We start from the raw sequence: 14,525 nt of genomic DNA on the forward strand, positions 1-14,525 counted from the left end.
AGGTACCGCGGCCGTTGTCGCGACGCGAGGCGGCCTGGAATCACGTGAATCCGCTCCGGCCCGACCGAATCTCCGGCAAGGTGAACTCGCCGAACAGCGCGGGGCCGGGGGCGTGATGGTGGAGCTTCGGATGTTGGGGGACGTCGGCGTCTGGATCGGGTCGCGGCGGGTCGAGGTGGGGCACGCCCGGCAGCGTTGTGTCTTCGCGGTGCTGGCGGTGGAGGCCAACCGGGTCGTCACCGTGGACCAGCTGCTGGAACGGGTGTGGCCGCGGGATCTCCCGCTGCGGAGCCGGCAGGTGCTGCAGAACTACCTGTCCCGGCTGCGGCAGGTGCTGTCGCCGGAAGGCATCGGAATCGAGCGCCGCTCCACCGGTTACGTGCTGCTCACCGACCCGGATCTCGTTGACCTGCACCGCTTCCGCGCCCTGGTGACACTCGCCCGTGGTGCGGGTGACGAGCACGCCTTCGCTCTGCTCGGCCAAGCCCTGACCTTGTGGCGGGGTGAGCCGTTCACCGGTCTGGAGACCCCGTGGCTGGCTGCTGTGCGCACCGGCCTGCAGCAGGAACGACTGGCGGCCCAGCTCGACCGTGCCGACGTGGCGTTGCGCTGCGGCAGGCACGCCGAAGTGCTGACCGAGCTCTTCGCGCTGGCGGAACAGGATTCGTTGAACGAACGGGTCGCGGGGCTGCTGGTGCTGGCGCTTCACCAGGCCGGACGTACCGCGGATGCCCTGGCGCACTTCCGGCAGGTCCGCGCGGAACTGGTCGAGCAACTGGGCATCGAGCCCGGCGAAGCCCTGCAGAACCTCCACCGACGCGTTCTCGACGCGGACCCGGTCCTCACCCCGCTGCCGACTCCGATCACGGCCGAGCGACCTGTGCCGAGGCAGCTACCTGCGCCGCCCCAGTGGTTCACCGGCCGCGGCGCCGAACTGGCCCGCTTGGACCAGGCGCTGGAAGTGGTGCCCGGAGCAGGACCGGAACGATCGCGGACGGGGACGGTGGTCGTCTCGGCGATCAGGGGGACCGGCGGAATCGGCAAGACGTGTCTGGCCCTGACGTGGGCGCACCGCCACCTGGACGAGTTCCCCGACGGACAGCTGTTCGTCGATCTGCACGGTTTCAGCCCCACGGAGGAACCGATGACTCCAGCAGCGGCGGTGCGGGGGTTCCTCAGTGCACTCGGCCGCGACGCCGGCCGGATCCCGTCAGAGCTGGACGCCCAGGCCGCGCTGTACCGGACCCTGGTGGCCGGGAGACGGATGCTGGTGGTGCTGGACAACGCCGCCGCCGCCGAGCAGGTCGTCCCGCTGCTGCCGGGGAGCCGTTCGTGCATCGTGCTGATCACCGGCCGCACGAGGCTCGCCTCCCTGATCGACCGGCACGGTGCCCGGCACCTGACGCTGGACGTGCTCAGCCGCGCCGAGGCGCACGCCCTGCTGACCGAACGCGTCGGCGCCGGCCGCGCCGCCGCGGAACCCGAGGCCGTCGATGAGCTGGTCGAGCTCTGCGGGGGCTATCCACTCGCGTTGTCGATCACCGCCCGCAACGCCGCCACCCGGCCCACCATCCCCCTGGCCGAGCTCGCCGCCGAGCTGCGCGAGCTAGGACTGGACGTGCTCAACCACGACACCGATCCCGTGGCCAGCCTGCCCAAGGTCCTCTCGTTGTCCCTGCGCCACCTCACCGGCGAACAGCGCACCGCATTCGCCCTGCTGGGCATCGCCCCCGGCCCCGACACGACCCTGCCCGCCGTCGTTGCTCTCACCGGCTCGTCCAAGGTCGACGCCCGCAGGACGATGGCGGCGTTGGAGGAGGCGTCCCTGGTCGAACGGCGGCCCCATGGCCGGTATGCGATGCACGACCTCGTGCGCGCCTATGCCGCCGCCACGGCCAGAGACCTCGACGAGCCGGTGCGGGACGCGGCACTGCGGCGGGTGGTGGACTTCTACCTGCACACCGCGCTCGCCGCCGATCGACTCCTCAATCCCTTCCGTCCGCCGATCGAGCACGGTCAGCCTGCCGACGGGGTCCGGCCTGACCCGTTGCCCGACAGCTCGGCCGCGTTGGCGTGGCTGGACGACCACCACCCCCATCTGCTGGCGGCCCAGCAGTCGGTCGTCGCTCGTCACGATCACCGCACGGTGTGGCATCTGGCGTGGGCTCTCACGATCTTCCACCAACGGCGTGGGCGCCTCCACGACGACCTGGCCGTGTGGCAAGCGGCGCTCAGAGCCGCCGACCACCTGCCCGACCCGACGTCCCGCATCCACGCACATCGATTCCTCGGCTCGGTGCACACCGAACTGGGGCTCCACGAGCAATCCATCGCTCACCTGCACCAAGCTCTCGCCCTGGCCCAGGCTCAGGACGACCACGTACAGCTGGCTCACACACACCTGACCCTCTCGACGGCCTGGCCGCGGGCGGACGCGGCGCAGGCCCTGGACCACGCTCGCCGCGCCCTCGAGTTCTTCCGCGTCCTCGGCCAACCGGTGTGGGAGGCCGAAGCGCTCAACCTGATGGGCTGGCACGCCGCACATCTGGGTGACCACGCCATGGCGCACGAGCACTGCGAGGCCGCCCTGGTCCTGCTCCGCCGTCACCACGATCCGCACGGTGAGGCCGCCGTCCTGGACACCTTGGCCTACGCCGACCACCGCGCGGGTCACCAGCAGCAGGCCATTCACCACTACGGACAGGCCCTCGCCCTCTACCGCTCTCTCGGCCACAGCTACGAGGTGGCCAACACGCTCGACAACCTGGGCCGTCCTCACGCCGTCCTCGGACAGCGCGAACAGGCTCGCGCGGCATGGCGGGAAGCGCGGGAGCTCTTTCGGGAACAGGGCCGCGACGGCGACGCCGACCGGGTGCGACGACAACTCGACGAACTCGCCGAGGGACCAGAGCCGGTCACGCCGTAGATCAGCCTCGGCAGAATCTCACGGTGCCGTGAAGGCGGGGTAGTCCGTGTAGCCCTCGACGTGACCGCCGTAGTAGGTGGTGCGGTCGCTCTCGGCCAGTGGGTGCCCGTTGGCGAATCGTTCGACCAGGTCCGGGTTGGCGATGAAGGGCGCGCCGAAGGAGACGGCGTCGACGATCCCGTGGTCCAGGACGTCGTTGGCCAGCGTCTGGGTGAAGCCGAGGTTGGCGATGATGTTGCCCTGGTAGTGGGCTCGGAAGCGGGCGAAGTGGCTGAGGCGCTCCTCTGTCGTGCCGGGTGAGCCCACGAGGTGGAGGTAGGCGAGGTCGTTGTCGTTGAGCCTGGTGAGCAGCCGGTCGTAGTCGGCGAGCGTTTCCTCGTCCCCGGTGAACGCGGTTCCGCTGGTCCAGTGCGGAGAGAGCTTCACGCCGACGCGGTCGCTGCCCCACACGTCGCTCACGGCGTCCAGGACGTCCAGCAGGAACCGCGCTCGCTTCTCGCCGCTGCCGCCGTAGGCGTCGGTGCGCTGGTTGAGGCGGGGGTTGAGGAACTGGGGAATCAGGTGCTGGCCCTGGGCGTGGATCTCCAGGCCGTCGAAACCCGCGCGACGGGCGTTCTCCGCGGCTTGGCGGTACGCGCTGATGGTTCCGGCGATCTCGGCGGCGGTGAACGCTCGCGGGGTGACGGTGTCCTTCGGGCCGGCCGGGGTGAACGACTGCTCGCCGGGGTTGACCGCGGACGGCCCCGCGGGCAGGCGGCCGCCCAAGTGGTCGGGGTGGGAGATCGCGCCGAGGTGGCCGAGCTGCGAGATGATCCGCCCACCCGCTCGGTGAACCGCGTCGGTCACCTTCCTCCAGCCGGTGGTCTGTTCCTCGGTGTAGATGCCGGGGACGTCGATGAAGCCGATCGCGTCGGTGTTGACCCAGGTGCCCTCGGTGATGATCACGCCGGCACCCGCGCGTTGCGCGTAGTAGGTGGCGTGCAGGTCGGTGGGGGCCAAGTCCGCGTTGCGGGCGCGGGCCCTGGTCATCGGGGCCATGATCACGCGGTTGGGCAGTTCGAGCGCGCCGAGGCGGACCGGGCGCAGCAGGGGCTGGGCGGTGGAGGTGCGCAGCTGGCTGGTCATCAGGATCTTCCTTGTCGGGAACGACGGTGGGCAGGGGCCCTGTTCAGTCCTGTTTTGAGGACGTGGAGGCCCGAGAGCGGGCCGCCGAGCTGCATGAGGCGTCCGCCCTCGCGCAGCGGGCCGAGGTCGACGGGAGCGAACCCGAAACTCGTGGTCAGCTCGATGACGGTGGTCTTGGCATCGGCGTCGTCACCGGCCAGGAACAGCACCTGGCGTCCGGCGTCATGACGCGGATCGGCGTCGATGTACTGGCCGTGGAGGCTGTTGAACGCCTTCACCACACGGGCACCCGGCAGCAGTGAGGCGACGTGCTCGCTGCCGGTCAGCGGGCCGAGGTCGGCGATCTCGGCGTGCGGGGGCGGGGAGGCGAACTGGTTGGTGGTGTCGATGACGATGCGTCCGCCGAACGGCGGCAGTCCGGCCACCGCGTCCGGCACCTGAGGCCAGCCCACCGCGAGCACGACGAGTTCCGCCGAGGCCGCTTCCTCGCGCGTACCGGCGTCGACGTGGGGTCCGAGTTGTTCGGCGAGTGCGGCCAGCGAGGCGGGGCCGCGGCTGTTGCTCAGCACGACCTGATGGCCCTGGCCCGCCGCGTGCCGGGCGATGGCCTGGGCGACGTTTCCGGCGCCGATGAAACCGATCTTCACTGGAGATGTCCTTCGTCAGGGTCAGGAGGCGGGACTGGTGAGCAGGACGGTTCCGCTCTTGCCGGGGCGGCGGACGTGGTCGACGGCCTCTGCGAAGTCGGCGAGGTCGTAGCGGCCGGCGACCTCGAACAGTTCCGGCGAGGTCTCGGTCAGGCCGAGGGCGAAGGCGACGTCCTCGGCCCGCTCCGCAGGTGTGCGGGTCAGCCATCGGCCCACCGACACGCCTCGCACCGTCAGTTCTCGCGGGGTCAGCGCCAGCGACTCCAGCGGCGTGCTCCCGGAGCCGAGGGCGCCGTAGGAGATCAGCGTGCCGCCGTCGGCCAGCAGCGCGGCCAGTTCGCCGGTGAGTGATCCACCCACCGCGTCGAGGACGACCCGTGCGCCTTGGCCTCCGACCGCGTCCCGCGCCCGAGTGCGCCAGTCCGCGTCGCTGGTCGAGATGGCCGGCAATCCGGGAAAGCGTTGCCGCAGCTTCCGCTCCCCTGCGGCGCTGCGAACCAGGTTGACCAGCGGGAAGCCGTGCCGCAGCGCGGCGGCGCCCACGAGCTTCCCGATCGACGAACCGGCGGCCGTCTGGACGACCGGTCCCGCCTGGCCCTTCTGGGCGTCCTCGACCGCCCGCAACAAGGTGAGCAGCGTGATCGGGTTGACCAGCAGCAGCGCCGCTGTCTCCACACCGATCCGCTCGGGCACGGGCACGACCAGTTCGGCGGGCACCGTGACGAGCTCGCTCCAGGCGCCCGGTACCGGGAAGAACGCCACGCGCTGACCGGACATCAGGCCCGGCACGCCCTCACCGACCGCCTCGACGACTCCCGTCCCCTCCAGACCAGGTACCTGCGGCGTGGCGAACCGCTGCTGCGGCACACCCGGAAAGCCCTCCACTCCAGCCAGGTCGCCGGGGTGGATCGGCCGGGCCAGTACTCGCACCAGCACCTGCCCGCGTGCGGGTGCCGCCGGGGCCGGCCGCTCCCGCAGGCGCAGCACTTGTGCGGCGTGTCCCTGCTGTTGGTAGGTGATGGTGCGCATGGGCTCTCCCCCGTAATGATGACGGTCATCATCGTAAACCCTGTTATGATGAGATCCATCATTGAAATAGTCAAGCGCTGGGGAGCCGGCCATGCCGCGGATCACCAAGGAAGACAAAGTCCGCAACCGGCAGAACATCGTCGACGCCGCCGGCCGGATGTTCCGCTCGCAGGGCATCGACGCGGTCGGCATCGCGGAGCTCATGAAGGAAGCGGGCCTGACCCACGGCGGCTTCTACAACCACTTCGCGTCCAAGAACGACCTGGCGGTGGAGGTGTGCGGTACGTCGTTCGCCGCATCACTCGGGGTCCTGGCACACGAGATCGAGGCTGGTGATGGCGAGACGGGCTCGCCGCTGGAGCGGGTCGTCGCCCGATATCTGTCCACCGCCCACCGGGACGCCGAGGACGGCGGCTGTCCCTCCAGCGCCCTGGTCACCGATGCCGGGCGGCAGAGCGAAGCGGTGCAACACGCGTACGCCGAGGGTGTCGAGGGCTATCTCGCCGGGTTCACCGCCGAATTCGTGCGCGAAGCCGAAGCGAAAGGGCAGACGCCCGACACGGACGAGGCCCGCCGCAGGGCCATCCGCCTGCTCGGCGAGCTGGTCGGATCGATGATGCTCGCCCGTGCGGTGCGCCACGTCCAGCCATCACTGTCCGACGAGATCCTGCGAGCCGGCCGCGACCACGCCCTCGACTGAAGTGACGTGACAGCGCCATCGCTGCCGCACTCACTCATTGCCGACGACTGTCCGCGGAGCACAAGAGCACCGGGATCAGCCTGGGGTACCGGCGGACTTGCGAGGACCAGGACGAACTCAGATGCCAGGGATTGATCGACTGGTCACGGGCGGTGCTTCTTGGCGCGTCGGTCAGAGCCGAAAAATGGGAATCGTGACCGGGCCGAGCGCGGTGGACCGGAAAGGTTGACCGAGCCGACAACACCCAGTTGGAACAGGCTGCCGTTGACGGTGCCGATGTTGATGTTGCGCGCCCTCTTCGCCACGGGACCGAACAGCACCTCGGGCCAGAGAGCGTCGAGCAGGACGGAGAAAGCGCCGCCACCGTCGTAGGCGGCCTTGAGGCCGTTCGCCAGTTCCACCGCGAGGTGGGCCGTGTCGGACTCATTTCCCGCGCGAGCCGCGTCCAGTGCATCGCCCAGGCCGGGCACCGCACGGACCGCTTCCTCCAGCTGCTTCAGAGCTGCGGAATCCAACTTCTCCACGGGACCGACGAGTGCTGCGGCAACGGACAACATCCACATGTCAACCACGGTCAACCCCCAAGAAGTCGGACTACCGCCGAAACCGCACAGCGGCTCGAGACCAGCCCCATCACGCCGGAAGCTGATTCTGACGGAATGCCGCGCGGATGCGAAAGAGGTGCGGCCGGGCTGGTTGGATCACGCCGTGCACTACGACGAGGTGGAGCAGGCCGTCCGCGAACTGGTCGCGGCCGCCGACGACGAGAAGCGCCACCGGTTCGGCGCGGAGACCGTGGTCCGGCTGACCGCGGGCGACGACCTCGCGGACGCGGCGGAGGCCGAGTTCGACGACGACGCCCGGCAGGCGTTCGAGCAGGCTCGCACGGACCCGGCGGGCAGCACGCCGGACCGGCTGCGCGCGTGGCTGGACCTGATCGACAAGGGCACGCTGTCCGACGGCGACATGGACCCGCAGGTGCTGTGGGCACTGGAAGCCTTGGAGCACTGGGCGGGCTTCCTCGCCGACCGCGACCCCGAGTTCGTCGTGCAGCTCGCGATCCGGTCGCTGGAAGCGGTGGACTACGAGGTCTCCGCGCGCTTGGACGACTTCCTCGCGTCCCCGGAGATGACGGCCGAGTTCGACCGGATCGGCAGGCACCTGCGTTAGGCGGGCAGGCCCGAAGGGCGTTCAAGATCCGTTTGCGACGACAGACCCGAACACCTTGCTGAGTTCTGGCACCGCACAGGAACGCGGCGGCTACTGAAGAGCGGGCCCGATCCACCGGCGAACCAGAGCCCGCAACTGGTCGTCGGTGAGCGCCGGCGTCGAGGGATGCTGCAGGAACGACAGGAAGAGCCGCATCAGGATCTCGGCGAGCCCCTGGAGCTCGTCGTCGGTGGCGATCCCGGCGCCGGCCCAGTCCACTGGCACGTCACGGAGGATGCGCGCGCCGAGCGCGAAGGACTCGGCGGAGGTCACCGCGACGGTGAAGAAGTCGGATTCGCCTGCCTGCAGGAGCAAGCCCAGGTACGGCTCCCGCGGGACCTCCAGAACGCCGAACACCACGGACTCCACGGCCACCTCGGCCGGGCTGCCGAACGAGGCGAGGTGTCGTGCCATCCGCGCGGCGAAGTCCTCGACGCCTGCCAGCGCGACGGCGCTGAGGATGTCCGCGAGGCGTGGGAAGTAGCGGTAGACGGTCTGCCGCGTCACGCCCGCCTCGGCGGCGACCACGGACATGCTGGTCTTGGCGAGCCCGACTCGGTCCACACAGGCCATCGCCGCCTTGACGATCCGGCGGCGTGCCTCGTCCTCGGTGCCGGGCGGGTTGCCCTGCCAGCCGTGGTACCCCATGCGCACCATCATCCCTGAGAGCCTTGGCTCAGACGGTGGAAGGTGCTTTCCGGTGCACGCGACGCAGCGCCGCGAGCAACAGACCGGCCCCGATGAAACAGGCGAGCGCGTAGAGCGCGCCTGCGATCGGTGGGCCGTCAGGAAGAGCGCTGATCCAGAACACCGCCATCCCGCCCAGGTAGACGGCTGGGTAGATCCGGACGAAGTCCGACAGCGGTTCACCGGGCCCCGGCGACCTCAGCTGCGACACGACGATCCAGCCACCGGCCAGCCACACCAGGGCCAGCTCGACGCCGAGAACCCAGGCCTGGGCGGTGGCGTTGCCGCTGAAGAGGCTCGACGGAATGCCCGCGATCGCCATGGTCGGTGGCGTGAGGACGCCGGCGAGCAGAACGCGCGGCACCAACGACCGCCCGCGGCGCTCGGCGGTCAGGCGCACGACCAGACAAGTCATGGCCCCCAACGAAACGGACGCGAACAGCAGCATGCTCGTCATCGGCACCGCTGCCAGCGCGGGGTGGTTGACGATGCGGTTGTCCGGGTTCCAGGCCCACCACTTCAGCTGTGGTCCGATGTGGTCGAACACCTCGTAGAACACCTGGCAGGCGAAGGCGACGGCGACCGCCCCCACGAGTGCGCCGCGGCGCCGGAAGATGCCGAGCGACCGCACCAGCTCGTAGGCGAGCTGACTGATCACCGGGTAGAACGCGATGATGTAGAGCGGCAACCTGTCCCACATGAACTGCACGGTGAACTGGTTGTGGGCGAAGATGAAGCCGTAGATCTCGTTGAGTCCGAACCACTCCGGGAAGTACAGCGGTGGTTCGATCACCACGAGGTACACCAGCGACGTCCACCACAGCGCCAGGTTGATCGGATCACCGTGGCGGTAGCGGCGCAACGCGTGCACCAGAGCGAAAACGGCGCCACCGATGATGAGCAGCTCGAGCAGCGGCATCGTCCAGTGCGCGAGATCCCACGGAAACCGCACCGAGACCACGGGTGACACGTCGTGGCAGTCGAAGCCGAGGCCGCGGGCGACGGCTTCCGCCTCCGGCCCGCACACGGCGCTCATCGCGCGGCGACCGTTGCCGCGGCACCGTCCGGCGAGTAGTCCGTGGCCGGCGGCTCCGCCTGCGGATCGAACCCGAAGGGAATCCGCTGCCGTCCCAGCGCCGTCCGGATCCGGTAGCGCACGAGCGCCGCGATCACCCTCGGGTTCCGCATCATCTCGCCGAGCGACTCGTCCATGTTGAACACCTTCGCGAAGTGCTCGTCGACCACCTCGTACTCACGCGCCGCACCGACGATGAGACTGAAAGCCGGGCCGGACATGGCCGCGAGAACGCGACGCCACCACTCCGGCACCTTCTCGGTGCCCACCGCGCACTCGTAGCCCTGGTCCCTCGCCATGGCCAGCGACCAGGGCACGGTGAGCGATTTGCGTTGCGCCACCAGGAACCTGGTGTAGAACTCCGCGTCGAGGCGTTGCGCGCCCGACAGTTGCTCGCGCAGCAACAGTGCCGACGACGCCGCCGAACTGATTCCCTGTGCGTAGAACGGGTTGAACGCGCAGATCGAGTCTCCGACGAACACCAGACCAGGTGTGCTCAAGCGGTCGTAGCGCCGCCACTTGTTGCCCGTCGACCGGGTCAGGTGCACCTCCGAGGTGGGGGAACACCGGTCCATCGCGGCCGCGAACAACGGCGTTCGCACCCGGCGCGCCGACTCGACGAACGCCTCGGTGGTGCGGGGCATGTCGATGCCCCACGAGCCCATGCAGGCGATGACGCGGTTCCCCTCGATGGGAAAGAAGTTCACCAGGAACTCGTGCTCGGCGGGGTGCTCCCCCTTGTCCGGGGTGGGCATGATCACCAGGTGCTGCCACCACCACGACGCCGGTCGCTCGGCCGGTGAGGGCAGCTCGTACCAGCGCGAGGTGTAGGTGACCTTGGCGTCGAGCGTGCGCACCTCGGGCTCGGGCCACCCGGCGGCCACGAGCCATCCGCTGACCGAGGACCCGCGCCCCATCGCGTCCACCACGAGGTCGGCGTCGAGGTGCTCCTCGCCGGCGGACGTGGACAGGCCGACCCCGGTGACCGCCCCGTCCCGCGTGGTGAGGCCGTGCACCGAGACACCCTCGCGAATGGTCGTGTTGGGCAGAACTCGAACCGCGTCGCGCAACACGCGTTCGATGAGGATCCGCGACCCGTAGATCATCGTCATCGCCCCGCGCTTGCGCGCCGACCAGCCCTCCCCGTCGAGGTAGGCGGCGTCCAGGGACGGCATCAGATGCAACCCGCCCGCGGCGATGAGCTCGTCCTCGAATCCGGGGAACAGCGCCCCGATCGCGCGCCGTCCCGAGTTCAGCAGGAAGTGCGGGTGCTTGCTCTGCGGCACGCCACGCCGGTGCTCCGCGGCGGCAGGGAGCTCGTCCCGTTCCAGCACCACCACCTGGTCGAAGTAGGGGGCGAGCGCCCCGGCGGCGCACAGACCAGCGGTGCTGCCACCCAGTACGACGGCGGTTCTGCCCAGCGTCACGCGGACCACCCCTCGTCATTCATACAATCAGGACTCGAATGTATGAATGACGAGGGGTGGCGTCAATCCGGCTTACGGGCTACGGCTCGTCCGCGACCTCGATCCCGGCTCGCCCGATGAAGCGCGGCGAGGAGCAGCCGCTTCGACCGGGTCAGGGCGTCGGCGCACTCCCCCTCCACGTGCCGGATCTCGTTGCGGCTCAACGGGATCATCTCCGCCGTCACCGGGCCGGCACGCTCAGCGGCGATCGTTCAGCGGCGATCGTGACGACCAGGAACAGATGCGCCATCAACCACCAACGTGGTCCAGCGGTGTCACGACGTCGAGTTGTCCGTTCTAGGGTGGGCGGATGAAGGTTCTGTCCATCCAGTCGGTCGTCGCCCACGGCCACGTCGGCAACTCCGCCGCCGTGTTCCCGCTGCAGCGCCTCGGGGTCGAGGTCGTCCCGATCCCCACGGTGAACTTCTCCAACCACACCGGGTACGGCGCGTGGCGCGGTCCGCTGCTGCCGCCGTCGGACGTGGCCGAGATCCTGCTCGGGGTGGAGGAACGAGGGGTGTTCCCGCAGGTCGACGCCGTGTTGTCCGGCTACCAGGGCGGCACGGGCATCGCCGATGTGATCATCGACGCGGTGCGCAGGGTGAAGGCCGCGAACCCGGCGGCGCTCTACGCGTGCGACCCGGTGATGGGCAACGCCAAGTCCGGGTGCTTCGTCGCGCCCGAGATCCCCGTGCTGCTGCGCGACCGGGTCGTGCCGGTGGCCGACATCATCACCCCGAACCAGTTCGAGCTGGGCTTCCTCACCGGCACCGAGCCCGCGAGCGTCGAGGAGACGCTGGCGTCGGCCGACCTCGCCCGCGCGATGGGCCCGTCGACCGTGCTGGTCACGAGCGTCGAGCGGCCCGACCGGGAGGAGGGCACGATCGAGATGCTCGTCGTGGACACCGCCGGGGCGTGGCTCGTGAGCACCCCGCACCTGCCGTTCAAGGCGAACGGGTCCGGCGACGTCACGGCCGCGCTGTTCACCGCCCACTACGTCCAGACCAACGACGCGGCACTGGCGCTGGAGCGCACCGCGTCGAGCGTCTTCGACCTGATCGACCTGACCCACCGCTCCGGTGAGCGCGAGCTGCGGCTGGTGCAGGCCCAGGAGTTCTACGCGACGCCGCGGATGCAGTTCAAGGCCGAGCAGGTGCGCTGAGCCCGAGTCGCCCGCGGTCGCCATCACCACCTGGGCTGCGATCCGCACCCGCTAATCGGCTCTCACGCGTCTGGTGTCGTACGCCCACATCGCGATCTCGACGCGGTTGCGGGCGCCGAGCTTGGTCATCAACGAGGCGACGTGGAACTTGACCGTGCTCAGGCCGACGAAGAGCTCGGTGGCGATCTCGGCGTTGGTCAGGCCCCGTGCCACCAGCCCGAGCACCTCCTCCTCGCGCTCGGTGAGCGGGTCGGCGGGCTGGACCGGCATCACCGGTGCCTGGTCGGCGAAGATCGCCAGCAGCCGGCTGGTGACGTTGGGGGCGATCAGCGCGTCCCCGTTGGCCGCCGCGTGGATGGCCTGCACGAGGAGCGCCGGACCGGCGTCTTTGAGCAGGAAGCCGCGGGCGCCGGCGCGGAGGGCACCGAGCACGTACTCGTCGAGGTCGAAGGTGGTGATCACGACGACCGCCATCGGGTCGGTCACGTCCGGGCCGGCCAGGCGTCGCGTCACCTCGACTCCGTCGAGCCCGGGCATCCGGATGTCGGCGAGGAGGACATCGGGACGCAGGCGGGTCGCCAGGTCGAGCGCTGCGAGCCCGTCCGCTGCCTCCCCCACGACCTCGATGTCGGGGTGCGCGCCGAGGATCATCACCAGGGCGGTCCGGACCAGGTCCTGGTCGTCGGCCACGACGACACGGATGCTCATCCCAACGCCTCCACGGGCAGCACGGCCTCGACCACCCAGCCACCCTCGGGCGCCGGTCCCGCGGAGAACGATCCGCCGAGGAGCTGGGCGCGCTCGGCCATGCCCAGCAGGCCGAACCCGGGCTCCGGGGCCGGCCCCGGCTCGGTCCGTCCGTCGTCGCTGACGCGCAGCCTGACGGCGTCGCCCTCCCGGCGTACGTCGATCCCGACGCGGGTCGCGCTCCGGGCGTGCCGTACGGCGTTGGTCAGCGACTCCTGCGCGAGCCGGTAGAGCGCGGTGTCCACGGGTCGTGCCAGCCGAGTCGACGAACCGTCCAGCGAGACCTCGACGGTGAGTGTCGCGTCGGCGCGTGCCAGAGCGGGCAGGTCCGCCACACCCAGCTGCGGTGAGTAGGCGACGGCTTCCTCCTCCCGCAGCACCCGCACCATGGATCTCATCTCCGCCAGGGTTCGCGACGCTTCAGACTCGATCACGGCCAGGAACTCGGCGGCCTTCTCAGGCTGGATGCCGGCGACCACAGCACCGGCCTGCGCCTGCACAGCGATGGCCGAGACGTGGTGGGCCACTGTGTCGTGCAGCTCGCGCGCCAGCGCCACCCGCTCCTGATTGCGGATCTCGCGCTGCTGGCGATGCCAGAGGTCCGCGCGATAGCGGAACACCGCAGCGAGGGCGACGAACAGGAGCAAGAAGACGCTCCCGCCGAAAACGTCGGCCAGGCCCGTGGAGGAGGCGTACATCCCCAGCGCGACGACGACTGTCACGAACGCCGTCCCCAAGACCATCTCCCGTCCAGAGCCCCACCGCACCAGGGAGTAGAGCAGGATCAGGACGGCCATCGTGGAGTAGAGGCCGAGGTCGCCGGCGTGCGCGGTCAGCTGAAGAACCGAGAGCAGCCCGACCACGCCCCACCCGGCCAGGGCGGCCATCAGGGGGTGGCCCCGCCGCCAGAGCAGGGCAGGCAGCAGCGCCAGAGCGAGCACCGTCACCAGGGGTTGCCACGCCAAGCCCGGCCGAGCGATGCCCTCGACCAAGGTGGCGGCCGCGACCACGCCCACCAGCAGCCAGTCGAGGCGACCGACGGGTGGGGCGTCAGCAGGCCGCGGCTCACGCCAGATGGAGCGCCGGACAGTGACCACGGCTCCAGCCTAGGGATCGGCGTGCCTCGGCGTACCCGCCGAAAGAACAGGACAGAGACCGTGCCATCGGCCAGGCGAACCCGAGCCTCCGGGCCGAGGTGCCCGCCGCCGGGTTCAGCGATCGTGGGCCTGTCGATCCTCACCACAACAACGGAGCCCATGATGAGAACACGTCAATCCACCACCGCCGCACTGGAAGACCCGCGGATCCCGGTGAGAGCCAAGCTCGCCGCGACGTGGACGAGCTTCGTGTTCCTGTACGCCTACGTGGACATTCTCAACTTCTTCACGCCCGGCGTCGTCAAAGACATCCTCGACGGCAAGGTCTTCAAGTTCGACCTCTCCCAGACCTTTTCGACCACAGCGCTGACCCTCGTGGCCATCCCGATCCTCATGGTCGTGCTGTCGATGACGCTGCCCGCCCAGGCGAACCGCATCACCAACCTCACCGTCGCCTCGATCTACGTCCCCGTCACGGCGTTCAACGCGGTGGGCGAGTCCTGGCTGTTCTTCTACGGCCTTGGCGTCGCACTGGAATTGATCCTTCTCGCCCTCGTCGTGCGGTATGCCTGGACCTGGCCCCGCACCACACCGTCGGCGACCGCGAGGACTGGCCCGGACCGTGGAACCGTTCGCGCCCAACAGCAAGCGTGAA

The 14,525-nt window shown here is 69.7% G+C and carries 13 protein-coding genes and 1 pseudogene; 6 read left to right on the plus strand and 8 right to left on the minus strand.

The window, feature by feature from the left end:
* The first annotated feature begins 130 nt into the window (after positions 1 to 130).
* Positions 131 to 2,926 carry an AfsR/SARP family transcriptional regulator gene (locus tag SK854_RS41855; RefSeq protein ID WP_319980694.1) on the plus strand — a complete coding sequence of 932 codons (2,796 nt, stop codon included), beginning with the start codon at positions 131 to 133 and terminating at the stop codon, positions 2,924 to 2,926.
* Positions 2,927 to 2,944: 18 nt separating this feature from the next.
* Here the strand turns inward: SK854_RS41855 and SK854_RS41860 are convergent, their stop codons facing one another.
* Genes SK854_RS41860 through SK854_RS41870 form a run of 3 tightly spaced genes read right to left on the minus strand, consistent with a single transcriptional unit; the run spans position 2,945 to position 5,727 of the window.
* On the minus strand, positions 2,945 to 4,051 hold the full coding sequence (locus SK854_RS41860) for an alkene reductase (RefSeq protein ID WP_319980695.1): 1,107 nt from the start codon (positions 4,049 to 4,051) through the stop codon (positions 2,945 to 2,947).
* Positions 4,051 to 4,698, minus strand: a complete 648-nt coding sequence (locus SK854_RS41865; RefSeq protein WP_319980696.1) for an NADPH-dependent F420 reductase — start codon at positions 4,696 to 4,698, stop codon at positions 4,051 to 4,053. Before SK854_RS41865 ends, SK854_RS41860 begins: the two co-directional genes overlap by 1 nt.
* 21 nt (positions 4,699 to 4,719) lie before the next feature.
* The gene (locus SK854_RS41870) at positions 4,720 to 5,727 is read right to left on the minus strand and encodes an alcohol dehydrogenase catalytic domain-containing protein (protein WP_319980697.1); all 1,008 of its coding nucleotides are present in this window, start codon (positions 5,725 to 5,727) and stop codon (positions 4,720 to 4,722) included.
* 91 nt (positions 5,728 to 5,818) lie between these two features.
* On the opposite strand from SK854_RS41870, the gene SK854_RS41875 reads away from it, so the two are divergent.
* The 3 genes and pseudogenes from SK854_RS41875 to SK854_RS41885 all read left to right on the plus strand — a co-directional run bounded on the left by SK854_RS41875 (position 5,819) and on the right by SK854_RS41885 (position 7,597).
* The gene (locus tag SK854_RS41875) at positions 5,819 to 6,427 is read left to right on the plus strand and encodes a TetR/AcrR family transcriptional regulator (RefSeq protein WP_319980698.1); all 609 of its coding nucleotides are present in this window, start codon (positions 5,819 to 5,821) and stop codon (positions 6,425 to 6,427) included.
* Between the two features lie 110 nt (positions 6,428 to 6,537).
* Positions 6,538 to 6,647: pseudogene (locus tag SK854_RS41880) on the plus strand (IS5/IS1182 family transposase); the annotation flags it as partial.
* A gap of 488 nt (positions 6,648 to 7,135) precedes the next feature.
* Positions 7,136 to 7,597, plus strand: a complete 462-nt coding sequence (locus SK854_RS41885; RefSeq protein WP_319980699.1) for a hypothetical protein — start codon at positions 7,136 to 7,138, stop codon at positions 7,595 to 7,597.
* Between the two features lie 90 nt (positions 7,598 to 7,687).
* On the opposite strand, the gene SK854_RS41890 is transcribed toward SK854_RS41885, so the two are convergent.
* From SK854_RS41890 to SK854_RS41900, 3 genes are read right to left on the minus strand one after another with little or no spacing between them, the layout of a single operon-like run.
* Entirely contained in the window at positions 7,688 to 8,284 is a 597-nt protein-coding gene (locus SK854_RS41890) for a TetR/AcrR family transcriptional regulator (RefSeq protein ID WP_319980700.1), read from the minus strand.
* Positions 8,285 to 8,312: 28 nt separating this feature from the next.
* Positions 8,313 to 9,359, minus strand: a complete 1,047-nt coding sequence (locus SK854_RS41895; RefSeq protein WP_319980701.1) for a hypothetical protein — start codon at positions 9,357 to 9,359, stop codon at positions 8,313 to 8,315.
* The gene (locus tag SK854_RS41900) at positions 9,356 to 10,825 is read right to left on the minus strand and encodes an FAD-dependent monooxygenase (RefSeq protein WP_319980702.1); all 1,470 of its coding nucleotides are present in this window, start codon (positions 10,823 to 10,825) and stop codon (positions 9,356 to 9,358) included. The genes SK854_RS41895 and SK854_RS41900 overlap by 4 nt, the downstream gene beginning before the upstream one ends.
* A 349-nt stretch (positions 10,826 to 11,174) precedes the next feature.
* On the opposite strand from SK854_RS41900, the gene pdxY reads away from it, so the two are divergent.
* Positions 11,175 to 12,026 carry a pyridoxal kinase PdxY gene (gene pdxY, locus SK854_RS41905; protein ID WP_319980703.1) on the plus strand — a complete coding sequence of 284 codons (852 nt, stop codon included), beginning with the start codon at positions 11,175 to 11,177 and terminating at the stop codon, positions 12,024 to 12,026.
* A gap of 51 nt (positions 12,027 to 12,077) precedes the next feature.
* Here the strand turns inward: pdxY and SK854_RS41910 are convergent, their stop codons facing one another.
* Together SK854_RS41910 and SK854_RS41915 are read right to left on the minus strand one after the other, a co-directional pair.
* A complete protein-coding gene (locus SK854_RS41910; RefSeq protein WP_319980704.1) occupies positions 12,078 to 12,734 on the minus strand; it encodes a response regulator transcription factor in 657 nt (218 codons plus the stop codon).
* On the minus strand, positions 12,731 to 13,870 hold the full coding sequence (locus SK854_RS41915) for a sensor histidine kinase (protein WP_319980705.1): 1,140 nt from the start codon (positions 13,868 to 13,870) through the stop codon (positions 12,731 to 12,733). Before SK854_RS41915 ends, SK854_RS41910 begins: the two co-directional genes overlap by 4 nt.
* Before the next feature lie 162 nt (positions 13,871 to 14,032).
* On the opposite strand from SK854_RS41915, the gene SK854_RS41920 reads away from it, so the two are divergent.
* Entirely contained in the window at positions 14,033 to 14,524 is a 492-nt protein-coding gene (locus tag SK854_RS41920; protein ID WP_319980706.1) for a DUF6326 family protein, read from the plus strand.
* The last annotated feature ends 1 nt before the right edge of the window (position 14,525 follow it).

This window comes from Lentzea sokolovensis (assembly GCF_033949975.1).
Taxonomy (GTDB): Bacteria; Actinomycetota; Actinomycetes; order Mycobacteriales; family Pseudonocardiaceae; genus Lentzea; species Lentzea sokolovensis.